At 53.1% G+C, this 23,436-nt stretch carries 21 protein-coding genes and 1 other RNA gene; all 22 read right to left on the reverse strand.

Annotated features, from left to right (window positions below; all coding sequences use genetic code 11):
* Window positions 1-14: 14 nt before the first annotated feature.
* The 22 genes from B2U90_RS12315 to B2U90_RS12420 all read right to left on the reverse strand — a co-directional run bounded on the left by B2U90_RS12315 (window position 15) and on the right by B2U90_RS12420 (window position 23,296).
* Window positions 15-947 carry a M23 family metallopeptidase gene (locus B2U90_RS12315; protein WP_292017930.1) on the reverse strand — a complete coding sequence of 311 codons (933 nt, stop codon included), beginning with the start codon at window positions 945-947 and terminating at the stop codon, window positions 15-17.
* A gap of 90 nt (window positions 948-1,037) precedes the next feature.
* Window positions 1,038-1,397 (reverse strand): holo-ACP synthase, encoded by a 360-nt coding sequence (gene acpS, locus B2U90_RS12320; protein ID WP_292017931.1) that lies wholly within the window; start codon window positions 1,395-1,397, stop codon window positions 1,038-1,040.
* Window positions 1,398-1,531: 134 nt separating this feature from the next.
* Entirely contained in the window at window positions 1,532-1,831 is a 300-nt protein-coding gene (locus tag B2U90_RS12325; protein ID WP_059077279.1) for a hypothetical protein, read from the reverse strand.
* Window positions 1,832-1,838: 7 nt separating this feature from the next.
* Window positions 1,839-3,062 (reverse strand): aspartate kinase, encoded by a 1,224-nt coding sequence (locus tag B2U90_RS12330; RefSeq protein ID WP_292017932.1) that lies wholly within the window; start codon window positions 3,060-3,062, stop codon window positions 1,839-1,841.
* Between the two features lie 241 nt (window positions 3,063-3,303).
* Window positions 3,304-3,651, reverse strand: an RNA gene (gene rnpB / locus B2U90_RS12335) — RNase P RNA component class A.
* Between the two features lie 71 nt (window positions 3,652-3,722).
* Window positions 3,723-4,709, reverse strand: coding sequence for a P1 family peptidase (locus B2U90_RS12340; RefSeq protein ID WP_292017933.1), 987 nt, complete (start codon window positions 4,707-4,709; stop codon window positions 3,723-3,725).
* Window positions 4,710-4,720: 11 nt separating this feature from the next.
* Window positions 4,721-5,245, reverse strand: coding sequence for a dCTP deaminase (dcd, locus tag B2U90_RS12345; RefSeq protein ID WP_059077282.1), 525 nt, complete (start codon window positions 5,243-5,245; stop codon window positions 4,721-4,723).
* 74 nt (window positions 5,246-5,319) lie between these two features.
* Window positions 5,320-7,452, reverse strand: coding sequence for a DNA topoisomerase 3 (locus B2U90_RS12350; protein ID WP_292017934.1), 2,133 nt, complete (start codon window positions 7,450-7,452; stop codon window positions 5,320-5,322).
* A gap of 27 nt (window positions 7,453-7,479) precedes the next feature.
* A complete protein-coding gene (locus B2U90_RS12355; RefSeq protein ID WP_059077284.1) occupies window positions 7,480-9,183 on the reverse strand; it encodes an ATP-dependent nuclease in 1,704 nt (567 codons plus the stop codon).
* A gap of 313 nt (window positions 9,184-9,496) precedes the next feature.
* Window positions 9,497-9,841 (reverse strand): histidine triad nucleotide-binding protein, encoded by a 345-nt coding sequence (locus tag B2U90_RS12360; RefSeq protein WP_059077285.1) that lies wholly within the window; start codon window positions 9,839-9,841, stop codon window positions 9,497-9,499.
* Window positions 9,842-11,158 carry a tRNA (N(6)-L-threonylcarbamoyladenosine(37)-C(2))-methylthiotransferase MtaB gene (gene mtaB, locus B2U90_RS12365; protein ID WP_059077286.1) on the reverse strand — a complete coding sequence of 439 codons (1,317 nt, stop codon included), beginning with the start codon at window positions 11,156-11,158 and terminating at the stop codon, window positions 9,842-9,844.
* Window positions 11,158-11,886 carry an RsmE family RNA methyltransferase gene (locus B2U90_RS12370; protein WP_113856176.1) on the reverse strand — a complete coding sequence of 243 codons (729 nt, stop codon included), beginning with the start codon at window positions 11,884-11,886 and terminating at the stop codon, window positions 11,158-11,160. The genes mtaB and B2U90_RS12370 overlap by 1 nt, the downstream gene beginning before the upstream one ends.
* Window positions 11,886-12,764, reverse strand: a complete 879-nt coding sequence (locus tag B2U90_RS12375) for a 50S ribosomal protein L11 methyltransferase (RefSeq protein ID WP_059077288.1) — start codon at window positions 12,762-12,764, stop codon at window positions 11,886-11,888. The genes B2U90_RS12370 and B2U90_RS12375 overlap by 1 nt, the downstream gene beginning before the upstream one ends.
* Before the next feature lie 180 nt (window positions 12,765-12,944).
* A complete protein-coding gene (epsC, locus tag B2U90_RS12380; RefSeq protein WP_059077289.1) occupies window positions 12,945-13,904 on the reverse strand; it encodes a serine O-acetyltransferase EpsC in 960 nt (319 codons plus the stop codon).
* A gap of 209 nt (window positions 13,905-14,113) precedes the next feature.
* Complete coding sequence (locus B2U90_RS12385; RefSeq protein ID WP_059077290.1) at window positions 14,114-14,494, reverse strand: PH domain-containing protein; 381 nt, start codon at window positions 14,492-14,494, stop codon at window positions 14,114-14,116.
* Window positions 14,495-14,671: 177 nt separating this feature from the next.
* Entirely contained in the window at window positions 14,672-15,898 is a 1,227-nt protein-coding gene (gene dnaJ, locus B2U90_RS12390) for a molecular chaperone DnaJ (RefSeq protein WP_059077291.1), read from the reverse strand.
* Window positions 15,899-15,924: 26 nt separating this feature from the next.
* Window positions 15,925-17,787, reverse strand: coding sequence for a molecular chaperone DnaK (gene dnaK, locus B2U90_RS12395; RefSeq protein ID WP_059077292.1), 1,863 nt, complete (start codon window positions 17,785-17,787; stop codon window positions 15,925-15,927).
* Between the two features lie 35 nt (window positions 17,788-17,822).
* Window positions 17,823-18,437: a nucleotide exchange factor GrpE gene (gene grpE / locus B2U90_RS12400; protein ID WP_059077293.1), complete on the reverse strand. Its 615-nt coding sequence runs from the start codon at window positions 18,435-18,437 to the stop codon at window positions 17,823-17,825.
* A gap of 14 nt (window positions 18,438-18,451) precedes the next feature.
* A complete protein-coding gene (hrcA, locus tag B2U90_RS12405) occupies window positions 18,452-19,492 on the reverse strand; it encodes a heat-inducible transcriptional repressor HrcA (RefSeq protein WP_059077294.1) in 1,041 nt (346 codons plus the stop codon).
* A gap of 224 nt (window positions 19,493-19,716) precedes the next feature.
* Window positions 19,717-20,499 carry an enoyl-CoA hydratase-related protein gene (locus tag B2U90_RS12410; RefSeq protein WP_059077295.1) on the reverse strand — a complete coding sequence of 261 codons (783 nt, stop codon included), beginning with the start codon at window positions 20,497-20,499 and terminating at the stop codon, window positions 19,717-19,719.
* A gap of 45 nt (window positions 20,500-20,544) precedes the next feature.
* A complete protein-coding gene (locus B2U90_RS12415) occupies window positions 20,545-21,402 on the reverse strand; it encodes a 3-hydroxybutyryl-CoA dehydrogenase (protein ID WP_059077296.1) in 858 nt (285 codons plus the stop codon).
* Between the two features lie 367 nt (window positions 21,403-21,769).
* Window positions 21,770-23,296, reverse strand: coding sequence for an FGGY-family carbohydrate kinase (locus B2U90_RS12420; protein WP_150824366.1), 1,527 nt, complete (start codon window positions 23,294-23,296; stop codon window positions 21,770-21,772).
* Window positions 23,297-23,436: the final 140 nt, after the last annotated feature.

Genomic DNA, 23,436 nt, shown 5'->3' on the forward strand with positions numbered 1-23,436 from the left:
CCTCCTTAAGGTGATTACAAGTATAACGCCGGATCAACGGCTTCCCCATTGACGCGGATTTCAAAATGGACGTGGGGCCCTGTCGAATTTCCCGTAGAACCGGCATAAGCAATGATGTCTCCCTGCTTTACGTTCTGCCCGGTTATGACATTGAGGCGTTCATTATGGCCGTACAAGGTCGTCATGCCATTGCCGTGATCAATGACGACGGCATTGCCATAGCCGCTGATCCAGTCGGCTTCGACGACGACGCCACCCATGGCTGCCTTGACTGGTGTACCGTAATCCACGCCGATATCCATACCGGAATGAAGGATCTGCCGGCCATAAATGGGATGGATGCGGTATCCGAAGGGAGATGTAATGACGCCCTTCACAGGCCAGATCATATCACCCCTGCCCGGCCCGGCAAAGGGTTTGCGCCCTTTAAAATCTTTTTTGATAGATTCACTGAACGGCTTGGAAATGCTGTCTTTGGAATCGTGCCAGTGGCTCCATTGCTGTACCTTGCCTGACTTGTCGTTCACATCGATGACGACGCGGTTGCTGATTTTCTGTCTGGCATTGCCATCCAGCGTAAAGACTTTCAGATCTTTCGTATTCACCGCTTTGGGCACGCGGATGCGGACCTCCGCATGAGGGCCCTTATTTCCAAGTTCCAGCCGTGAAATGACGTTCTGATTTACCTGGGGGCGGGGATTGATGCTCCGGCTCAGGTTGGTATTGGGAATCGTGACGACGATATTGTAGCCGCTTTTATCGATGGCAAACCGCGGCTGGACCGGCCCGGTGACATCCAGAACGGTACGGACAAAGGGTGTATCGGCATCGTTGCGGGTCACGACGCGGACATTGGTAATATTCGTTTTAGATGCCCCTTGGGAAATTCCCACGGGCAGCAGGCTGGCCACGATAATAAGAGGCCAGATCAGAAATTTCTTGTACACACTATCTTCTCCTTTATGTGCTATGAATTCAACGCCTCTATTATAGCACATCGGGAATAGAAACTTAATCTCCACTCTAAGGAATTATCGTCACAGCCAGACAACCTGGGCGATGGCATACTGGCCGTCATGTGCCAGGGACAAGGACAACTCCCCCCGTTTCTCCAGCAGTACCGCACAGGCTCCGTGCAGGACAAAGGAGGGTGCGCCCAGCTCATCGTGCCGCACTTCCACATCGGTCCAGGCCCCTTTGCGGAAGCCCGTGCGGCAGGCTTTCCAGAATGCCTCTTTGGCAGCAAACATGGCGGCAAAGGAAGCATACTGTCCCTTTCCCCGGCTGCGGCAGTAGGCAATTTCCTGTTCCGTAAATAAGCGCTGCAGGGACTGGCCGCGGGTACAGACCAGTTTTTCTATGCGCCCGATTTCTACAATATCTACTCCACAAGTCATACAGAGTCCTCCCAGACGGGCATGTTCCCGTTTTAAATCTTGTTTGAAGTTTGAGATTTGATGCTTAAAACGACAAGAGGCTGTCGCATTAAGTATTTCCTTAATGCGGCAGCCTCTCTTCTGACCCATGCTCTTTACCATTTCTGCATGCGGATACAGACGGCAATGCCTTCCAACAGCACCTTGAACGTGGCAAAGGCGACGGTCACATCATCATATACGTTAGGTGCCACTTTATACGAAATAGTGACTTCCTTTTTCTGATAATCATACCGCAGGCCATGCAGATTGGATTCAAACGTATACTGCGGCGCCGGTATCTTGAACTGTGGCGGCTTTTCGACCTGAAGGCCATGCAGCATGCGTTCCAGAAGAACGCGTTTAGGGACTTCTACCTGAAGCATTTCTTCCACAAAATTATCCAGCACAGACATGGATGCCTCAGTTTTCGTCAAAGAAATAGGAGTGGATGGCACGGACAGCTGTATCTACCTGGTCTTCAGAAATGAGGCAGGTGATGCTGATTTCCGAAGTGGAAATGATTTCAATGTTGATATTGTTTTTGCCCAGGACGCCGAACATGCCGGAAGCAATGCCCGGATGGCCGGCCATGCCGGCACCGACGACGGAGACTTTCGCCATCTTGTCATCGATGAGGATATCTTCGACAGGCATCATCCCTTTAATCTGTTCCAGTACGTCTTTGGCAGACGCCAGTTCATCCCGGGAAATCGTAAAGGTAATATCCGTTACGCCTTCGTTGGCAACGCGGACACTCTGGACGATCATATCGACAACTACGTTGGCATTGGCCAGTGTTTCAAACAATTTATACGCGTAGCCCGGTTTGTTGGGGATTCCCAGAACGGTGATTTTAGCAACATTTTTATCTTCTGCGACGCCGCGGATCAGATACTGTTTGATTTCCATGGAATAAGCCTCCTGTATGATAGTACCTTCGTTTTCGGAAAATGTGGAACGGACATGGATGGGAATATTGAAACGGCTGCCCATTTCAACGGCCCGGGGCTGCATGACGCCAGCGCCGAGTTTGGCCATTTCCAGCATTTCTCCGTAGGTAATTTCTTTCATTTTCTGCGCATTGGGCACGACGCGGGGATCCGATGTATAGATGCCTTCTACGTCTGTGTAGATTTCGCACACATCGGCATGGATGGCACCGGCGATAGCGACAGCCGTCGTATCCGAGCCGCCCCGGCCCAGTGTGGTGATATCGCCCGAATCCGTAATGCCCTGGAACCCGGCGACGATGACGATATTTCCTTCATCCAGCGCTTTTAAGATGCGGTCCGGCTGGATGTCCAGGATACGGCCCTTGTTAAAGGTGTCACTGGTAGTGATGCCCGCCTGGGCACCCGTAAAGGAAATCGACTTGTGGCCGGCTTCCTGGAAAGCCATGGCCATCAGCGCAATGGAGACTTGTTCCCCCGTAGAAAGAAGCATATCCATTTCACGGCCATATGTTTTCGATGTGATCTGGCTGGCCAGTTCAATCAGTTTATCCGTTGACTTACCCATAGCTGATACGACGATGACGATTTTGTCATCGGGCTGGGATCCTTTGAGCACGCGCTGTACGATAGCGCGCATCTTATCCGGCGTGGCTACTGAGCTGCCGCCAAATTTCTTCACAATTAATGCCAACTTATATCCCTCGCTTTTATTGAATTAAAGCCTGTAGTATACGTCGCTAAACGACTACCTCCTGCCATGATATCATGCACTACGCCTATTGTAAAGTATCAAAAAAATGTATACAAAAATTTTGTCATGCCTGACGAAATTTATACTGATAATACGCTGTCTCCGGTCATCCAGACCGGCAGAACGCACCAAAAAAGACTGCCACACCGCAGATGGTGCAACAGCCTTTTCCTGTCGTAGTATGATGAGTAATCAGTAAGCCGAGTTTTGTTCTGCCTTGCGGCAGCGACAATCATCTATCTAGACATACTGTTGCCAGCATGTTCAAGCGACACAACCCGGAAGATCAGCGGGCCGCTTCATCCCTTCCCTATTCGGTCTTGCTCCAGATGGGGTTTACCTAGCCAGTACATTGCTGCACTGCTGGTGCGCTCTTACCGCACCGTTCCACCCTTACCGCTTGCGCGGCGGTACACATTTCTGTGGCACTATCCCTAAAGTCACCTTCGCCGGACGTTATCCGGCATCCTGCCCTGCGGAGCTCGGACTTTCCTCTGACCCGGAGGCCAGCGATTGTCATTCATACTCATCTGCGTAATCGTATCATAAATCGCCCGTGCCGTCAAGGGAGAAGTGTCGTTCGTCGTCTGCCGCCCCGTCTTATCGCGGCCAGTCGTGAAGGGACGGAATGCCGTATGCCGATTGGGCATGGCTGACAGCCCGGCGTATGGCCTGTTCTACCACATAGGCAGCAAGGGTGCCGACGGTGTTGAGCTCTGCCGGCACATTTCCTACGCTGAGGGCGTACAGGGCATCGCCGTCGGCCGTCGTATTGACCGGCCGGATGGTCCGCACCAGACCGTTGCTGGCAAGTGCTGCGATTTTTCCCATATGGGCCTTGTCAAAGGCCCCGTTGGTCACGACGGCCCCGATAGTCGTGTTGGTCGTCCCGCCGGCGGCCTGGCGCTGGGAGAACAGCGTGTCCGTCGTGCCGTATTCTTCCAGGAGCACCCGGCGCGTATCGGCAAATCCCCTGCCTTCACGGCTGCGCATGCCTGCCAGGATCTGGCCGTCTTCCCCGAGCACGTCGCCCAGGGCATTGACGGCCACGACAGCGCCGACCTGCAGGTCCCCGGTCTGTACGGCATAAGCTCCCAGGCCGGATTTCATCATATAGGAAGGGCCGCAGCATTTCCCGACCGTCGCTCCCGTACCGGCGCCGTGATTGCCCATGAGGGTATGATTCTGTTCGGCCTGTACACAGGCTTCATATCCCATGGCCGCATCAGGCCGCACATTGCTGCCACAGCCCAGATCGTAAATACACGATGCCAGTACGAGAGGGACCTTGCAGATCCGCGTGTCGAAGCCGATATCGTGTTCTTCCAGATACTGCATGACGCCGGCTGCCGCGTTGAGGCCAAAGGCACTGCCACCGCTTAAGAGTACAGCATGGATGCGTTCCGCTGCCGCCCGGGGATTGAGCAGTTCCGTCTCCCGGCTGGCCGGGCCGCCACCGCGCACGTCCAGTCCGCATGGCGCCCCATCGGGACAAATGAGGACGGTGCATCCCGTTCCTCCGGCCGCATCTTCACTGCTGCCGATACAAAAACCCTGTATATCCTGTAAGGAAATTTCACGCAACATGTTCTCACCTGCTATTTCTTTTCAAAGTCTTTCCAGAGCATGCTGGGCTGGATGCCCGTATTGTTCTGGTACTTGCCGCCGTGATAAGTATCGTATTCTCCATCGATATCGTGATAGTAAATCTGGCAGATTTCCACATCAGGATAAATGCGGATCGGCTGGACGCAGAAGATTTCTAGTGTCCAGTAGCCGGCAAATCCCACATCGCCGAATCCCGCCGTGACGTGGATGAACACGCCCAGACGTCCTACGGAAGAACGGCCTTCCAGCATGGGGATGTAGCCATCGGTCTTCGTGTATTCGTTGGTCCGGCCCAGATAGAGCTTATTGGGCTGGAGGACATATCCCGATTTGGGGATGTAAATAGTGGAAGCCGGATTGGGTTTGGCCATATCCAGTTCGTGATGATCGTACACCATCAGTTCGTGGTATAAGGACAGATTGTAGCTATTTGGGTTGACCCGTTCCGGATGAAAGGGCGTGATGATGATCTCCCTGCCCAGATGTTTGACGATTTCCTTGCCCGATAATATCATAATTTCACCTTTCTTCAGGAAATGTAGTAGTTCCGTTTTGTCTATTATAGCCCAGCACAAAGAGCCTGTGCAAGCTATTTGTTATGATAGAGACTGGGCACGCCGTCTACATCGGCACACCGCGTATGGCACGATGGCGTACTGCAAGTCCAGTAGACACCATACGGCCCTTCCCGCTTCTGGAAATAGCCATCCCGGCAGCGCGGGCACTTGTAGGTCTTATCGATGTCCGCCGGGGATGCCGCCTCCACCGGCTCCGTGGCCCGGCAGGACGGATACTGGCTGCACCCGTAAAAATCGCCGTACTTGCCATGGCGCAGGATCATCATGCTGCCGCACTTCGGGCAGCGCCTGCCTTCGCCTTTCTGCCGGCCCATATCGGCTTTTCCTGCGGCGGCGATGAGTGTTTTCAGGAAGGCAATCTGATCGGCCAGGAAAGCATCGAGGCTGTCCTTTCCCTCACTCATCTTGTACAGCCGGTCTTCCCAGATGGCCGTTTCGTCAGGATAGACCATGGCATCGGGCAGGGCATCAACGAGGAGATAGGCCATATCCGTCGGTTTCAGATATTTCTTCTTTCCCTCTTCGACGAGAAATTTACGCTGGATGAGCTCACTGATGATGGTGGCCCGCGTCGCTTCCGTGCCGATACCCTGCACTTCCTTCAGTTTCTTCTTCAGGGAATCGTCTTTAACATACTTATATATTTCCTTCATGGCAGCCAAAAGCGTAGACGCCGTAAACCGCGGCGGCGGCTTCGTCTGCTTCTGATCGACGTTCCCCTTTTCATAGCGGACCTTGTCCCCCTTGCGGACGGCCGGCAGGTCTCCTTTGGCTTCGTCGTCTTCCTGCTTCTTATCGTTGCGGTACAGCTCTTTCCATCCCCACTGGGTTACGATTTTGCCATGGGCGGCGAACTGTTCTCCTGCCGCTTCGATGGTAATCTTCGTCTGATCGTATTCGTACAGGGGATAGAACTGGGCGATATAAGCCTGGGCAATGAGATAATACACATGCTGCTGCATTGCGTTCAGATGGGCAAAATCGCAGCGCACCGTCGTCGGAATGATGGCGTGGTGGGCTGTAATCCTGCTGTCGTTCCAGGCCCGGCTCTTGATGGACGGGTCGGCGCCGGAAACCCAGCCCGGCAGCTGTCCTGCCTGTATCTGCCGCAGGTTGTCCAGTATGCGCGGCACGTCCTTACGCTGGTTAAGCGGCAGGTATTCGCAATCAGACCGGGGATAGGTCGTCAGTTTCCGTTCGTACAACTGCTGGGCCGTATCCAGGACCTGCTGCGGGCTGTACCCGTAGCGCCTGCCTGCCAGTACCTGAAGGGCCGAGAGGGATAAGGGCAGTCGCTGTGCTTCTTTTTTCTTCGTCTTCTTCCGTTCGGCAATCGTCCCGCCGGGATCAGCCTCCAGCCTGGAGAGCAGTTCCTCTGCCTGGGCCTTGTCGATGACCCGCCCTTCCGGGTCGAGGCCGGCCTGCGTATCCTTCGGCTGCCACTGCGCCGTAATCAGGCCGTTTGGATGACGGAAATCAGCCTTGACGACGTAATAGGTGACGGGCTTGAAATCATCCAGTTCCCGCTGGCGGCGCACGACCAGGGCCAGGGTCGGCGTCTTTACCCGGCCAATGGGCAGGACCACCTTATGCCCCTGCCGGCGGGCCGCCAGGGTGTACGCCCGGGACAGGTTCATACCGATGAGCCAGTCGGCCCGGCTGCGGGCCAGGGCCGATTCTTTCAGGTGGCGGAAATCGCCGTTATCCCGCAAATCCGCCAGGGACTCATGAATGCTTTTTTCATCGAGGGCATTGAGGAGGATGCGCCGGACGGGCTTTGTATTGCCGATATAGTCCAGTATTTCATCGATGAGCAGCTGCCCTTCCCGGTCCGGGTCGCCGGCGTTGACCAGCGTATCCGCCTGTTCGATGAGCTGGCAGATGATCCGGAACTGGTCCTTACTCGCCGGGCTGACCAGAAGTTTCCACGTCTGCGGTATGATGGGCAGGTCCTCTGCGCGCCACGTCTTATAACGGCCATCGTAGTCCTGCGGTTCCGCCTGCTGAAGGACGTGGCCGTATGCCCAGGTCACGATACCCCCGCCCGTGCGGATGAAGCCATTGCCCCGCTGCTGCGGTGGAGGCAGACAGCGGGCCAGTTCCCGGGCCATACTCGGTTTTTCAGCGATAAACAGTGTCGTCATTACCTAACATCCTCTGTCAAATATATATTACCGTTCTTCTTTCTCCTCTTCATAGCGGCGACCCTCTTCTTCCCGCCGGAGGGTAACCCGTGCCAGGTCGCCGGCCGCCCGGATGGTACGGACAAAGGCCGGGGGAATGAGTCCGGCTTTCAGGGACTGGCCGATGAGCCGTCCCAGGATGACCCCCTTATTGCTGTACAGCCAGGAAAAATAGTAGACGCAGAGCGCATCCTGGTTGCGGGGATTCACATGCCAGAGCATGCGGGGCGGGTAGTCGTGATAATTGAGGTCGAGCTTGCGGCATGCCTTCTTGAGCATGTCCGTCGTCGCACGGGCATGTTCGCCATTGGCCGTATCGATGATGCGGTCCAGCTCGCGCCGTTTCCCGTGGGAAATCATCGTCTTCACCAGATCCATTTCGAAGCAGATGCCGTCGGTGAAAAACGTATTCTTCTCATGCCCCTTGCTGCCTTTCACATCGGCGTCATACAACACTACCGTGGGAATATGGAAGAATTGCAGCAATTTCCGGATCTTGGCAATGGAACTTTCCCCGCGGGCATTAATCAGGCAGATGCCGTAGTAATCAAAGGGAAGTCCCAGGGTCGTGCCGAAGAGAGAAAAACAGCCATACTCCGTTTCCCCTTCCACGATGATGACACTCCGCGAATAAAGTGCTTCCTTCACTTCGGGGAAGTGCATGATCAGGTGCTTTTCGATTTCTTCACTGAAATGAATCGTCGCCCCGCAGGCCGCCCGGACCTGACCGCCGTCATGGCGGTAAAAGCGGACGATGTTGCGGTAGTCATCGACCAGGGCATCCGTAGAATGGGTGACGACGAACAACTGGCCCCGAAGGCCGTCTATGTGGAACAACCCCTTCAGCAGTTCGGCAAAGCGGGGATCCTCGTTGCTGAGGAGCTGCTTGTAATAATGGAGGATAGACCGCTGCATATACGGATGAAGATGGATTTCCGGTTCGTCGATGGACGTGATGAGCGGAAGCCATCGCCGTCCTTTTTCATCGACGATCAGATTGTGCTCGATGGGAACGGCCTTGCTCTGGCACATGATATAAATCTGGGTAATCAGTTCCAGGGCGACGAGGGAAATGAATTTCATGTTATCCGCCAGGGACCGGTCCTGCCGGCGCAACAGACAGGACAAGAGGAAGATATCAACGTAATAAGACGAATCGAAATGACCGTACCGGGCTTCATGGCGGATGAAATTCTGCAGTTCCGGCGTAAACTCCGCAATCTGCGTCTGTCCCCACGAGGTAAGCATGTCTTCAATGGCCCGGTATACCCGTGCCGGGGCCGCGTATTCCTGGGGAAGGGACGAAGAATAGGACACGTAGCGGATGCGCCGGATGACATCCAGCGGCAGTTGTTCCCCCGTCTGTTCATCATAGAGCCGGGGATAGATTTCCTCTACGTTTTTTTCCATGCGCACCCGGATAGAGGTCATATGCTCTTCCGGAAGGTCGGCAAAGGCCTCTTTATCGCTGTCGAGGAGCTGCAGTTCCAGGGTGATGACGATAGGCTGCAGTACTGAATCATAGTCATCTTCTGTAATGCCGCAGCCTTCGCTCATGAGCTTCAGCAGCCTCAGGAAACTGCTCTTGCCGATGGCATTTTCCCCGACGAGATAGTTCGCCTTTTCGTGGAACGTCATTTCTACATCCCGGAAATTCCGGTAATTTTCAATGCGTATATATCGTATGTACACATGCGTCACCTGCCCGTACTTCAGATTATCCTGTGTATGCCAACACAGAACCGCTATGTATAGTATTCGACACAAAAACACAAACACCTGCCGTCACCGGGCCGGTTCTTTCCCCGGGGCAGTAAAATACGGCCGCAGCCGTACTGCAGCCGTATGGATCATCTCATATGGAATATAAGGAAAGCCATGATAGCCGCCAGTAACAGCAGGGAAACGATGCGTATCATCCTGCCTCCGCCAGCGACCTGTCTGCGGCGGGCGGAACTCTTCCGGTGTCTCCGCCGGACCGGCCCGGGATTTTCCCCGGCAGGTCTTATACTCCCGGCCATGCCATTTCCTTGCCGCCGAGAATGTGGGCGTGCATGTGATGGACCGTCTGGCCTGCTTTTTCACCCGTGTTGTAGACGACGCGGTAGCCTTCCTTGTCGAGGCCCAGTACCTGGGCTACTTTCTGGATGGCATAGAGCATCTTGCCGGCTACGTCGGCGTCGTCCGGCGTCAGGGCGGCGATACTGGCAATGTGTTTCTTGGGGATGACCAGGACGTGTACCGGTGCTACGGGAGCAATATCTTTGAAGGCATAGAAATCGTCGTCTTCATACACTTTCGTGCTGGGGATTTCACCAGCAGCAATCTTGCAAAATAAGCAGTCTTCCATTTAAATCTCCTCCTTAATGATGCCTGTTAATCTATGGTCGCAGGCTCCCGTCAGCACGACGGGAACGATGGAACCTTCCTGATGGGGTGCAAGGCCGCTGACGCAGACCCGTTCATAGTTTTCCGAAAAGCCTTCTCCTTCCGGGCCTTCCTGTTTTTCAATCAGCACCCGGACGGTCTGGCCAATCATCTCCTGCAGCCACTGGTCTTTCTGCCGGGCCGACAGATCCTGTACGATTTCTACCCGCCGTTTCTTGACGGCCGGATCTACCTGGTCTTCCATAGCCGCGGCGGGCGTTCCCGGCCGGGGCGAATAGGGAAAGGCGTGGATGTGGGAAAAGCGGAGCTTCTGTAGCGTTTCCAGTGTTTCCTCAAACAACTCATCCGTTTCACCGGGAAATCCCAGGATGAGGTCGGTCGAGACCGTCAGGTGGTGGATACGGCTGCGCAGTGTCTCTATAAGATGGATAAATTCCTCTTTTGTATATTTGCGGTTCATGGCTTTCAATATGGCGTCAGAACCCGATTGCAGGGGCAGGTGCAGATGGGGGCAGATGCGGTCCGACTGATTCATGACATGGATGAGCTCATCGTCTACTTCCAGAGATTCCAATGACCCGAGGCGGATGCGCTGTACGTCCGTTTCTGCCAGGAGGCGCCGCAGTACCAGGGCCAGGCCCGGATGGTCTGGCAGCTCCCTGCCGTAGGCGCCGAGGTGGATACCGGTCAGGACCAGTTCTTTGAACCCCGCTTGTGTCAGCCGCCGGGCTTCTTCGATGATGGCATCGGGCTGGCGTGACTTCAGGGCGCCGCGGGTGTAGGGAATGATGCAGTACGAACAGAAATTATTGCACCCTTCCTGGATTTTGAGATCCGCCCGCGTATGTTCGACTGCCGAGGGATACAGAGGGATTTCCTCGAAGGCATCGGCGCTGCGGGCATCGTGGACGGCCGTCACAGCCGCCCCGCCGCCCCGTCCCAGGAGCATCTGCACCATGGGAACGATGCGGTGCCGTTCGTTGGTGCCTATGACGGCATCGACGTCGGGCATGGATGACAACAGCTCCGGCTTGAGCTGGGCATAACATCCCGTCACAACGACGACGGCTGACGGATTGACTTTCTTAGCACGGCGGATGAGCTGCCGCGATTTTTTTTCACCTACCTGGGTGACCGAACAGGTATTGATGACGTAGACATCGGCAGCATCGCGGAAATCCCGTTCCTCATAGCCTTCCTTTAAAAACAGGCCGCGCATACTGTCTGTATCGTACTGGTTGACCCGGCATCCCAGGGTCACAAAGGCAATAGTTGGCATTATCTGAATCCTCTTTCATACATAATGATGGCAAGGGCCGCTACGGCCGCCGTCTCTGCCCGCAGTATGCGGGGACCGAGGGAAACGGTCTGGCAGCTGGCAAGTTCCGTAACGGCCCTTTCTATTTCTTCCCTGGCAAATCCGCCTTCCGGTCCGATGCAGATGACCACGTCCCCGGTCTGCACGGCGGCACAACAATCGCGCAGTGGCCGCGTTTCTTTCTCAAAGGGAATGATAAAGGGCATCGTTCCGTACGCTTTCAGTAATTCTGGAAAAGACAGGACATCTGCTACTTCCGGTATATCATCGCGGCCGCACTGTTTGGCCGCTTCCTGGGCAATGCGCTGCCAGCGGAGGCGCCGGTCCCTGCGGCGCGTGTCGTTTAATTTTACTACACAATGCTCCATTTGTACAGGAACGATCATGCTGGCCCCCAGCTCGGCGGCCTTCTGGACGACCCATTCGAACTTGTCATTTTTGAGTAGTCCCGCCGCCAGGATCACCCGGCCGGAAGACCCGTCTTTCTGCCCGGTCTTCTCCAGGGGCTCGAGGAGCGCCCGCTGACTGTCGGCCTCACGGATGCGGCAGTCATAAGTCACGCCGGCTGCGTCCGTCACAGCGATAGAGTCCCCCTGGCGTTTGCGCAGCACCGTAATGATGTGGCGGGAATCGTCCGCCGACAAGTAAAAAGCGGATGTAATGGGAAAATTGACGAATACCTTGCGCATTAGTTCCTCCTGAGCAAAACGGCATACCAGCCATCCTGCAGCGTATCTGACACCCATTCATATCCCGTCTGTCCTGCCATGTCCCGTATTTCCCCTATGCGGTCATCAATGATGCCGCTGACGATGACATAGGAACCGGCATGGGTATAGCTGCCCAGGTCGGGCAGCAGGGATAGGACGGCGTTGGTGACCAGATTGGCCGTGACGACATCGGCTTTCTCCCCCTTGTCCGATATGGCGCCGAGGAGGTCGCTGTGCATGACTTCCACGCAGTCGCTCAGTTCATTGAGTTCCACGTTGACTACAGCCTGATCCACGGCCTTCTGGTCGAGATCGACGGCCGTCACATGACCGGCACCCAGCCGGGCCGCCGCAATCGCCAGGATTCCCGTGCCGGTCCCGATATCATAGACGAGCTGTCCCGGCTGTATGACCTGTTCCAGATAAGACACGCACATGGCCGTCGTCGCATGAAGGCCGCTGCCAAAGGCGACACCCGGGTCGATGCGGATGACCGCTTCGACCGGCCCCGGTTCAGCCGTTTCCCACGATGGCGATACCCAGAGACGGGGGGAAATCTTCGTGGCGTGAAAGTAATCCTGCCAGCGGTACAGCCAGTCGGAATCGCTCGTCTTACGGGTCATGATATGCCAGCGTCCCATGCGGGGATTCCGTTCCTGCAGCGCCTTCATGCCCTGCCGGACGGCCGGTTCGGCCTTGTCGTCGTCTGCCGGAAAATAGGCCGTGATGCGAATCAGATCATCGTACGTTTCCTCATCGTGGATAACCGATCCCTGGCTGCCACAGTCGCACAAAATAAGAGAGACTACATCGGTAAATTCCGGAGATACAAACACATCTATTTCTTTATATTCCATATCTTTCTCCTGTCTGCTTCGGCAATTCATCCAGCAGGCGGCCCGGATGCATCGCCTGCCGTCCGCTGATTTATTTACTATTATACCATATTTTCCCCGCCTTCTGGCGACGAAAAAAGAGCCGTCCTGAGACAGCTCTTCCGGTCCTCCCCCGTTTCTGTACCGCTAAAGGAACACCGCTTATATAATATAAAACCACGTTTCGTCGTTTTCATCGACGTTCTTGACGGCCTGTTTATCTTCATCGAAGCGCAGTTCCTGATTCTTGACACTGACCTTGGTCCCCGGCGCTACCGATTTGGTGATAAATACGTTGCCGCCGATGACCGAATCGTGGCCGATGACCGTATCGCCGCCCATGATGGAAGCACCAGAATAAATGGTCACATGGTCTTCAATGGTCGGGTGACGCTTCTTGTGGACCAGCTTGCGGCCATCTTTCAGGGAAAGCGCCCCCAGGGTAACGCCCTGATAGAGTTTGACGTGTTCGCCGATTACCGTCGTTTCCCCGATGACGATGCCCGTGCCGTGGTCGATCATGAAATACTTCCCTATTTCTGCACCGGGATTGATTTCAATGCCCGTCATGCCATGAGCGTATTCCGACATGACCCGGGGGATGATGGGAATCTGCATTTTATACAGGATATGGGCCACGCGGTGGACGGAAATGGCAAACAGGCCGGGATAAGAAAAGATGACTTCCGCCTTGCTTTCCGCTGCCGGATCGCCTTCGTAAATCGCCTCGATATCCGTTTCGATATATTCCCGGATTTTGGGAATTGTCTTGAGCAGGGTCAGTGTCGCCTGTTCGGCCCGCTGTTCCACGTTATCAATCTTGACGTTCTGGGTCATCCCCTTATATTTCAGGGCGATGGTAATCTGCTTGCAGAGATTATAGGCCACATCTTCGATGACGACGGTCAGATTGTTGCCGATGTCATAGAAGCGGTAGGTCTTGTCTTTGATATATCCCGGATAAATGATCCGCAGCAGTTTGGTAATGATATCGACAATGACCTTTTTATTCGGTTTATTGAAAATATCCAGTTTATCGATTTCCCGCTGCCCGTCGTGATTGTAGTCCGCCAGGATGCTGTCGACAACGCCTTGTATGTTTTTTGAAATCAGTTCGCCCATGTTCAACCCTTCTTATCGCATAAATATAAATATAACTATTATAGTACACTTTATAAGTATACTTGTCAAGTGCATATTTCACATGGAAATAGAAAGATAACGTAGAAGGCTGCTGCATGGAGCAAAACCTGTCATGCAACAGCCTTCCGGTGAGTTTGATGTTTGAAGTTTGATGTTTGAAGTTTAGTGTTTGACGTTTAGTGTTTTTGTTATCCGATATACGTGACCAGTATGTGCAGGATTTCTTTCATGTCGATGGTGTCTTCCAGTACGCGGAAGGTGCAGCAGTCAATGGACGGAGCCCAGATTTTGAATTCCGTATCCATTTCCGAATTATCGCTCACTTCTGCCGAATAGGCCGTAATCTTGCTGTACGGGATGACCAGGGCCGCTTTGTGCCGTGCCGTATAGGCTTCGACGCGGACGCCGATGATTTTCCGGTCCGTCAGCACGACTACATTGCGCTGGGCGTTGAATTCGAGCAGTACCTGTTCGCCTTCGGCCAGAAGGTTCTGATACAATTCTTTTCTGAATCCGATTTCGTTCTTTTCTGCCAGGGTAAACTTCTTATCGTCTTTATCTGCAAACATGGTATGATCCTCCTAACGTGTAATGGAAATAAGGCTCTCTGTGAGAGACAGACTATCCTTATTATAATATTCTCCGTCATGGGAAAAAATCCTGCCGGACCGGAAAAAAATTTTCCGGACAAAACAAAAACACTGCCCGTACAGATGATACCTGCACCGGCAGTGTCCTGTGGCAAATTATGCATTTCCGGCAATCGTACCGGAGTTATTCATGGAGCGGATGAAGTCGGTCACTTTCTTTTTTACTTTTTCAAAGAAACCTTCTTCTTTAGACTCCCCCACCCAGGTTTCTCCACCAGCCCGGGCAAATTCTTTCAGGAGTTCTTTTTGTTTGGCGTTCATGCGCTTCGGCGTCGTAATGTTGACCTGCACATGATGGTCACCCCGGCGGCCATTGGAGCCCAGATAGGGTACGCCGTGCCCTTTGATCCGGAAAATAGTGCCGCTCTGGGTACCGGCCGGCACCTTCAGATCGACCTGCCCGTCGATGGTTTCCACGCGGATGGTGCAGCCCAGCGCCGCCTGTGCAAAGGTAATAGTCTGCTGGGACACGACATCGTTGCCCTGACGGGTAAACTGCGGATCGCGGCGCACGAATATGTACACATACAGATCGCCATGGCCACCACCGCGTACGCCCGGTTCGCCTTCGCCGGCTACGCGCAGGCGTGCGCCATCATCGACACCAGCAGGAATCTTGATTTTCAGTTTCTTGCGTACCTTCACTGTGCCTTCGCCGTGACATTTCTTGCATTTTTCATGGATAATCTTGCCAGTCCCGCCACAATGGGAACAGGTCCTGACGTTGACCATCTGGCCAAAAGGCGTATTCTGTACGACCCGCTGCTGGCCTGTGCCGTGGCAGACCGGACAGGTATCTACCTTGCTGCCCGGTTCGGCACCGTTGCCGTGGCAATGTTCACACGTTTCATTCTTCGGCACCTGGATTTCCATTTCCGTCCCGAAGGCAGCCTGTTTGAATGTAATGTCCACATCGAAGCGGAGATCAGCTCCCCGTTCCGGACCATTAGACTGTCGGCTGCCCTGGCCGCCAAAGAAGGAATCAAAGATATCACCAAATCCACCGAAACCGCCAGAGCTGAATCCGCCCTGACCGAATCCGCCGAATCCGCCAAAGCCTCCCTGGCCGAAGCCGCCGGCTCCGCCTGCGCCATTCTGGAACGCATCGGGGCCGAACTGGTCGTACTGGGCACGCTTGTTCTTATCGGACAAGACGCTGTAGGCTTCGTTGACTTCCTTGAACTTTTCTTCTGCAGCCTTAGGGTTGTCCCGGTTTTTATCTGGATGATATTTTATTGCCAGTTTGCGAAACGCTTTTTTGATGTCCGCTTCGCTGGCGTCTCTGGGAACGCCAAGTACTTCATAATAATCTTTTTTGCTCATATGGGCAGCCCCTCTTTACTTACAACTTACTTCTGGTCGTCATCGACAACTTTGTAGTCGGCATCGACAACTTTTTCACCGTTCTGGTTTTCCTGCTGCTGTGCACCGGCACTCTGCTGTGCACCGGCCTGCTGCTGGGCAGCCTGCTGCTGAGCATCGGCCTGTTTGTACATATCGCTGGTCAGATCGTAGAGCGGTTTGGTCAGAGCTTCCGAAGCGGCTTTGATCTTATCGACATCGTTCGTCTTGACGGCTTCTTTGAGGTCGGCAATCTTCGATTTGATTTCCGAAACTTTGGAAGCATCGGCTTTGTCGCCCAGATCCTTGATGGTCTTTTCAGCCTGATAAATCAGGGAATCAGCATTGTTCTTGGCTTCGATAGCTTCCTTGCGCTTCTTATCTTCTGCTTCGTGGGCAGCGGCTTCCTTGACCATGCGGTCGATTTCGCTCTTGTCAAGGCCGGAAGACGATTTGATGGTAATCTTCTGTTCCTTGCCCGTGCCCAAATCCTTGGCTGCTACGTTTACGATACCGTTGGCATCGATATTGAACGTAACTTCGATACGGGGTACTCCACGGGGAGCAGCGGGGATACCGGTCAGTTCGAAACGACCCAGTGTCTTGTTATCGGCGGCCATTTCCCGTTCGCCCTGCAGGACGTGGACATCGACAGACGGCTGGTTATCAACGGCTGTCGAGAAAATCTGGCTTCCCGAAGTCGGGATGGTCGTGTTGCGGTCGATGATCTTGGTGAAGACACCGCCCAGCGTTTCAATCCCCAGAGACAACGGCGTTACATCGAGGAGCAGTACGTCTTTGACATCGCCGACGAGGACACCGGCCTGGATAGCAGCACCGACAGCAACGCATTCATCGGGGTTGACACCTTTGCTCGGTTCTTTGCCCAGTACCTGTTTGATGGCTTCCTGAACAGCCGGGATACGGCTGGAACCACCGACGAGGATAATCTTGTCGATTTCATTGATAGAGAAACCTGAATCGGCGATAGCTTTACGGGTCGGTTCCATCGTAGCCTGTACGAGGTCTTCCGTCAGTTCGTTGAATTTAGCACGGGTCAGCGTCAGGTCGAGGTGTTTCGGGCCCGTGGCATCGGCCGTGATGAACGGCAGGTTGATGTTGGTCGAAAGGACCGTGGACAATTCAATCTTGGCTTTTTCAGCAGCTTCTTTCAGACGCTGTTCAGCCATCTTATCCTGCGACAGGTCAATGCCGGTCTGGCTCTTGAATTCACTGATCATCCAGTTCATGACTTTATTATCGAAATCGTCGCCGCCGAGGTGGGTATTCCCGTTGGTGGCCTTTACTTCGAATACGCCGTCGCCCAATTCGAGGATGGAAACATCGAAAGTACCACCGCCGAGGTCGAATACGAGGATCTTGCCGTCGCCGCCTTTATCCAGGCCATAAGCGAGGGCTGCAGCCGTCGGTTCGTTGACGATACGGAGTACATCGAGGCCAGCGATTTTACCAGCATCTTTCGTGGCCTGACGCTGGGCATCGTTGAAGTATGCCGGAACGGTGATGACAGCCTGGGTAACTTTTTCACCGAGATAGCTTTCGGCATCTTCCTTCAGTTTCTGCAGGATCATGGCCGAAATTTCCTGAGGCGTATATTTCTTGCCCTGGATATCGACGGTGTAATTTTCACCCATATGACGTTTAATGGAAGAAATCGTGTTTTCCGGGTTGGAAACAGCCTGACGTTTTGCCAACTGGCCGACCAGGCGTTCACCGGTCTTGGAAAAACCAACGACAGACGGCGTCAGTCTGGACCCTTCTGTATTCGTGATAACCGTCGGTTCGCCGCCTTCCATAACAGCTACAACCGAGTTTGTCGTACCTAAATCAATACCAATTACTTTAGACATAAGTAATTCCTCCAATCTTATACTTTCTACGATACTTAACCGTTAAATGCAACTTTAACCATTGCCGGGCGCAATGTCTTGTCGCCCAGCAGATATCCTTCCTGCAGGACTTCCACAACGACGTCATTGTCGTATTCATCGCTGGGGACCCGCATGACTGCCTGATGATAATTCGGATCAAACGGTTTGCCTACGGCATCAATTTTCGTAACACCTTCTTTTTCGAGAACCGTCATGAGCTGTTTGTAAATCATGGTATAGCCATCTACAAACGATTTGAGCTCATCGGAAAGGGAATCCTGCGGCACTTGCAGGGCCCGTTCGAAATTATCGATGACCGGCAGGATGTTCTGGAGGACATCCATTTTGACGACTTCAGAAATCTGCTGCTTTTCTGTTGCAGTCCGCTTCTTGAAATTGGCAAAATCGGCCTGGAGGCGCAAGTAGCGCGATTTCATTTCCGCTGCTGCCGCCTCTGCCTGTGCGCTGGCATCCGGCTGCTGTGCCTTCTGGCTGTCCGCCTGTCCGGCACCGGCACCATCATCTGCCGCTGTTTCTTCTGCTATTTCATCAGCCGGCTGTTTCGTTTCTTCCACAGCCTCTGTCGTCGTCTGTTTTTCTTTTTCTTCTTTTTTCTTGTCTTTACTCATGACCTGCATCCCTCCTATTTATCGTCCTGGTAATGTTCCAGAATATGGGTCACATGCTGTTTCATAAAATCGAGTAAGCCAATGATCCGGGCATATTCCATGCGGGCCGGTCCCAAAACAGCAATCTTACCGAGGACTACATCATTGGCCATAAAGGTCGCTTCAATAATGCTGCAGTCATTAATCGGAGATAATTTAGTTTCTTCACCGATACGCACCGTTACCGGTTTGTCCGTTTGTTCTCCCTCATCATGCAGGATATTGGCTACAATATCCTGTTCCTCCAGCATGGTAAACAGGCTTTTCGCCTTATCGACATCCTTGAACTCCGGCTTATTCAGGAGTTCCATCGTCCCGCCTTTATACAACTGCTGCTGACGGCGGAACGCCCTGTGAAGTGAGCGGAAAGCAGTCCGGTACAAATCAAGGTCATCTACCACATCGTCGTGGAACTGCTGCAGCATGTCCATGTTGATTTTGGCCATGGGCACGCCGGACAGGAAATTCGTCAATTTCTCAGCGACGATGTTGAGTTCGTCCACATCGACGCCATCCGGTTTGGAATAAATACAGTTTTCAATCTGCCCGGAATCGGTAACGACAATCATGATAGCGCGCCGGTGATCCAGCGGCAGGAACCGTATGTATTTCAGCCGGGAACCGGGCTGCTGCGATGTCATGACGAGGGTCACATTGTGCGTAATCCTGGCCAGTCCCTTCGCCGTATTCTGAAATATCTGATCGACATCGCTTACCTTGTCCTGAAACCATGTTTCGACAAATTTCTTTTCATCATTTGTCACCTTTTCCGGTTTCACCAGGCAATCGACGTAGAACCGATACCCTTTAATGGATGGAATCCGGCCAGCCGACGTATGGGGCTGTTCCAGATAGCCCATCATTTCCAGGTCAAACATTTCGTTACGGATCGTTGCGGCACTGACGCCCAGATTATACTTCCGGGCAATGGTCCGGGACCCGACAGGTTCGGCAGACGTGATGTAATCCTGAATGATAGCTTGCAATATTTTTTGTTTTCTTTCATCCAAATTCATTTCCTGTCACCTCGATGCCGCGTTGTTTTAGCACTCTTTTTATTGGTGTGCTAACAACTATATAAAAGATAGCATGATTGAGCCGATTTGTCAATGATTTTAGGCTAAAAAAGTCAAAAAGTCAAAAATATTTTTCTCTCATACTATTCTTTTGACTTTTATGGTCAAAAAAAATACAGTGCCATCGCTGACACTGTATTTTTATTACCTTGTAGAAAAACCGGTTATTCGCCTTTGAAATCGGCTTTACGTTTTTCCATGAACGCTTTCATGCCTTCCTTCTGATCTTTTGTAGCAAAGCAGAGGCCGAAGACATTGCTTTCGAACTGGATACCTGTAATGATGTCGCACTGTAAGCCGTTGTTGATAGCTTTCTTAGCGATCTGTACTGCTACAGGACCCTGTTTCATGATTTTCTTAGCGGTCTTGATGGCAGCCGGCATTAATTCAGCCTGAGGAACGACTTTGTTGACCAGGCCGATGCGGAGAGCTTCAGCCGAATCAATATTCTGGTTGCTCAGGATGATTTCTTTTGCCATGCCAGGACCTACGAGGCGGGCAAGACGCTGTGTGCCACCGAAGCCGGGGATGATGCCCAAGCCGACTTCCGGCTGGCCGAATACGGCGTTATCCGAAGCATAACGGAAATCGCAGGCCATGGAGATTTCGCAGCCGCCACCCAGAGCATAGCCGTTTACAGCGCAGATAACCGGCTGTGGCAGTCTTTCGATCTTGGTGATGACGCCAGCACCATATGTGCCCCAGTCACCAGCCTGTTTCGGGTTGTAATCAGCCATTTCTTTGATATCTGCACCAGCAACGAAGAATTTGTCGCCAGCACCGGTAATGATGACTACCTGTACGTCTTTCGAGCCGGCAATGTAGTCAACGGCTTTTTCAATATCACGGACCGTAGCGGCGTTCAGGGCGTTAGCCTGTTTCGGACGGTTGATCGTAATTGTAGCAATACCTTCTTCTACGGTGAAGAGAATGTTTTCAAATTCCATAGGTAGAATCCTCCTTAAGGTCAGTATCAAGCTATCCAGCGGGCATTATTTGCTGTAATCGTAGAAGCCTTTGCCCGTCTTGCGGCCGAGCCAGCCGGCAGCAACGTATTTACGGAGGAGCGGGCACGGACGATATTTCGGATCGCCAAAGCCTTCATAGAGAACTTCCATAACGTGGAGAACGACATCGTTACCAATCAGGTCGCACAGTTCGAGCGGTCCCATCGGATGGTTGTAGCCGAGTTTGCAGACAGCGTCGATGCCTTCTTTGGAAGCAACGCCTTCCATGAGGGCATAGCATGCTTCATTCAGCATCGGAACGACGACACGGTTGGCAGCGAAGCCCGGGAAGTCTTCAACTTCAACAGGGGATTTGCCAAGGCCTTCAGCGCATTCTACAACGGCTTTCGTCGTAGCATCGTCAGTTGCAATACCTTTGATGATTTCGACCAGTTTCATGACCGGAGCCGGATTGAAGAAGTGCATGCCGATAACTTTTTCCGGACGTTTCGTAGCCGTAGCAATCTTGGTGATAGGCAGGGAAGACGTATTGGAAGCGAGGATTGTATTAGCCGGGCATTTTTCATCGAGGTTCTTGAAGATGCCGCATTTGATCTTTTCGTCTTCGATAGCAGCTTCGACAACGAGTTCAACATCTTTCATGTTGTCTTCCGTGATTTCTACGATACCGGTCAGACGGCCCATGATTTCAGCTTTCTGGTCTTCCGTCATTTTACCTTTCGTAACTTTTCTGGTCAGCTGTTTGTCGATTTTTTTCATGCCGCCATCGATGAATTCCTGTTTGATATCGTTCAGGATAACATCTACACCGTGTTCAGCAAATACCTGAGCAATACCGGAACCCATCGTACCTGCACCAATAACCATGACTTTTTTGAACATTTGAAACTCCTCCTTTATTAGCGTGATTTTTTTCACTTTTTGTCTCAAAAAAAAATCACTTTTTGGTAAATATAAGATGCACTGCTTACATTCATAGTATAACACGTTTGGAAAAAAAGTCCACTAAAAAAACAGACATTTTCATAACTTTACAGAATCATTGCCTATTTTACCTTTTATATACGGCATTAAAACGGCCTTTTTCCATGCATTTATGTTGTTTAATCATCGATTTCCATAAATCAATGAACTTTAGGCATGGCCAGATAACTTTGTACCAGTAATGTACAACATACATAACAATAAAATAAGAACCGGAAAAATATCCGGTTCTTATTTGTGAATTTGTACACATTCACGAACTATTTTATAAATTTTTGATATTGTTTAAGGCTTCCAACAGTCCCTTGCGGCGTTCATACTGGTTCCGGTACAGGGCCGTATGATCACGGCAGGGCACAAACTCTTCCCTGACGGCCAGCTGCTGCTGCAACGCTGTTTTCAGGTCGGTCACATCCCCGGCGGCAAAGGCTGCCACCAGGCAGTTGGTCGGCACGGCCCCGCCGGCGACCTTCAAGGTCACGACACGGGTATCGAGCATATCGGCCTTGATCTGATTCCACAGCCGGTCGCGGCTGCCGCCTTCGGTGATGGTCAGCTGCGTGAGATCAATACCGGCGCTGCGATAGCGGTCGGTGACTTCCATATAGTCGTAGCCGATGCCCTCCAGCACGCAGCGCCACAACGCCCCCTGGTCGTCGTCCAGGGTCAGGCCCGTAAAGGTACCGCGTACATTAGGATAATCGCCATTGCCACCGGTCAGGTACGGGATGAACATGGCGCCGCCGCAGCCTGCGGGATGACGCCGGGCCAGGTCGTCCATTTCTCCGTAATAGGCATCATCATCGGCCTTGCGGGCAATGTTATCCTTGAACCAGCGCAGGGCCAGCCCTCCCGTACGCACCATGCCCCAGTAAAAATACGTGCCGGGAAGGGTCCCCGAATTAAAGACCAGTCCCGTACCCGGCGCCGACAGTTCAGGAATAATGCCATCCGTAGCCGCGCAAAACATGGCACAGGTCCCGGCCACATCGACGGCCCGGCCGGCTTCCAGGATGCCGCTGCCCATCATCGATTCCATGGTGTCGCCAGCACCGGCGCAGATGGGGATGCCAGCGGGAAATCCCGTTTCCGCCGCATCGGCTTCACACAGATGGCCGATGATATCCCAGGGCTTTACGATACGCGGCATATACGACCGGGGAATGCCCAGGATACGGAGCTGCTCCTCCGACCAGCACTTGTTCACCACATCGTAGCCGAGCCCCCAGCCGGACATGGTCCCCCAGTCGATGAAGGCATCGTTCCCGGAAAGGCCGGCCAGGTGCAGGAGGATATACGGGCAGTTGTGGACGAACTTGACGCCCTTTTCCCGTACGTCCGGCACGTTCTGCAAAAACCAGCGGGCAAACATGGCCGGGAACATGACGTTCGGTTCGGCATTGCCCGTTTCCCTGGCCCAGATATCCAGATGCTGCTCTTTCAGCTGCGATACATCTTCCGCTGTCCGGCTGTCGAGGTAATTGATGTACGGCGTCAGGGCATGGCCATCTTCATCTATGCAGGCAATGCCGCAGATGATGCCATCGCCCATGATGGCCCGCACGCCCGAAGGAGAAATCCCCTTTTCCTTCATGCCGTCGCTGCAGACGCGCATGCACTGCTTGATCAGGCGGTAATATTCATCGATATCCATCTGTACCCAGCCGGGCTGTGGATAGGACAAGGTCGTCTTGGCCGTCGCCATGACAATTTCCTCCATGTTTTCATCATATACCGCTACCTTTACGCTCTGCGTCCCTGCATCAAATCCGAGATAATACTTCGTTTCCATATACTCCGTCCTCCCCTGTTCCAATTCTTCCACAGACCTGATGGCCCGTGTCGGTCTCTAACTCGTTATATATATTGTATCATATCCCTGCATGGCCCAAAAGAGGCCGCCCCGTTACGCAACCCGGGGCGGCCTCTGAT

This window comes from Megasphaera sp. UBA4233, assembly GCF_002395615.1.
GTDB classification, from domain to species: Bacteria; Bacillota; Negativicutes; order Veillonellales; family Megasphaeraceae; genus Megasphaera; species Megasphaera hexanoica.

What these genes read in the sequence shown, in the direction of transcription:
- acpS (WP_292017931.1), bottom strand. Translation starts at nt 1,397, where the DNA reads ATGACTTGTGGAGTAGATATTGTAGAAATCGGGCGCATAGAAAAACTG.
- B2U90_RS12325 (WP_059077279.1), bottom strand. Translation starts at nt 1,831, where the DNA reads ATGTCTGTGCTGGATAATTTTGTGGAAGAAATGCTTCAGGTAGAAGTC.
- B2U90_RS12340 (WP_292017933.1), bottom strand. Translation starts at nt 4,709, where the DNA reads ATGTTGCGTGAAATTTCCTTACAGGATATACAGGGTTTTTGTATCGGC.
- dcd (WP_059077282.1), bottom strand. Translation starts at nt 5,245, where the DNA reads ATGATATTATCGGGCAAGGAAATCGTCAAACATCTGGGCAGGGAGATC.
- B2U90_RS12350 (WP_292017934.1), bottom strand. Translation starts at nt 7,452, where the DNA reads ATGACGACACTGTTTATCGCTGAAAAACCGAGTATGGCCCGGGAACTG.
- B2U90_RS12360 (WP_059077285.1), bottom strand. Translation starts at nt 9,841, where the DNA reads ATGGAAGACTGCTTATTTTGCAAGATTGCTGCTGGTGAAATCCCCAGC.
- mtaB (WP_059077286.1), bottom strand. Translation starts at nt 11,158, where the DNA reads ATGCCAACTATTGCCTTTGTGACCCTGGGATGCCGGGTCAACCAGTAC.
- B2U90_RS12370 (WP_113856176.1), bottom strand. Translation starts at nt 11,886, where the DNA reads ATGCGCAAGGTATTCGTCAATTTTCCCATTACATCCGCTTTTTACTTG.
- B2U90_RS12375 (WP_059077288.1), bottom strand. Translation starts at nt 12,764, where the DNA reads ATGGAATATAAAGAAATAGATGTGTTTGTATCTCCGGAATTTACCGAT.
- epsC (WP_059077289.1), bottom strand. Translation starts at nt 13,904, where the DNA reads ATGGGCGAACTGATTTCAAAAAACATACAAGGCGTTGTCGACAGCATC.
- B2U90_RS12385 (WP_059077290.1), bottom strand. Translation starts at nt 14,494, where the DNA reads ATGTTTGCAGATAAAGACGATAAGAAGTTTACCCTGGCAGAAAAGAAC.
- dnaJ (WP_059077291.1), bottom strand. Translation starts at nt 15,898, where the DNA reads ATGAGCAAAAAAGATTATTATGAAGTACTTGGCGTTCCCAGAGACGCC.
- dnaK (WP_059077292.1), bottom strand. Translation starts at nt 17,787, where the DNA reads ATGTCTAAAGTAATTGGTATTGATTTAGGTACGACAAACTCGGTTGTA.
- grpE (WP_059077293.1), bottom strand. Translation starts at nt 18,437, where the DNA reads ATGAGTAAAGACAAGAAAAAAGAAGAAAAAGAAAAACAGACGACGACA.
- hrcA (WP_059077294.1), bottom strand. Translation starts at nt 19,492, where the DNA reads ATGAATTTGGATGAAAGAAAACAAAAAATATTGCAAGCTATCATTCAG.
- B2U90_RS12410 (WP_059077295.1), bottom strand. Translation starts at nt 20,499, where the DNA reads ATGGAATTTGAAAACATTCTCTTCACCGTAGAAGAAGGTATTGCTACA.
- B2U90_RS12415 (WP_059077296.1), bottom strand. Translation starts at nt 21,402, where the DNA reads ATGTTCAAAAAAGTCATGGTTATTGGTGCAGGTACGATGGGTTCCGGT.
- B2U90_RS12420 (WP_150824366.1), bottom strand. Translation starts at nt 23,296, where the DNA reads ATGGAAACGAAGTATTATCTCGGATTTGATGCAGGGACGCAGAGCGTA.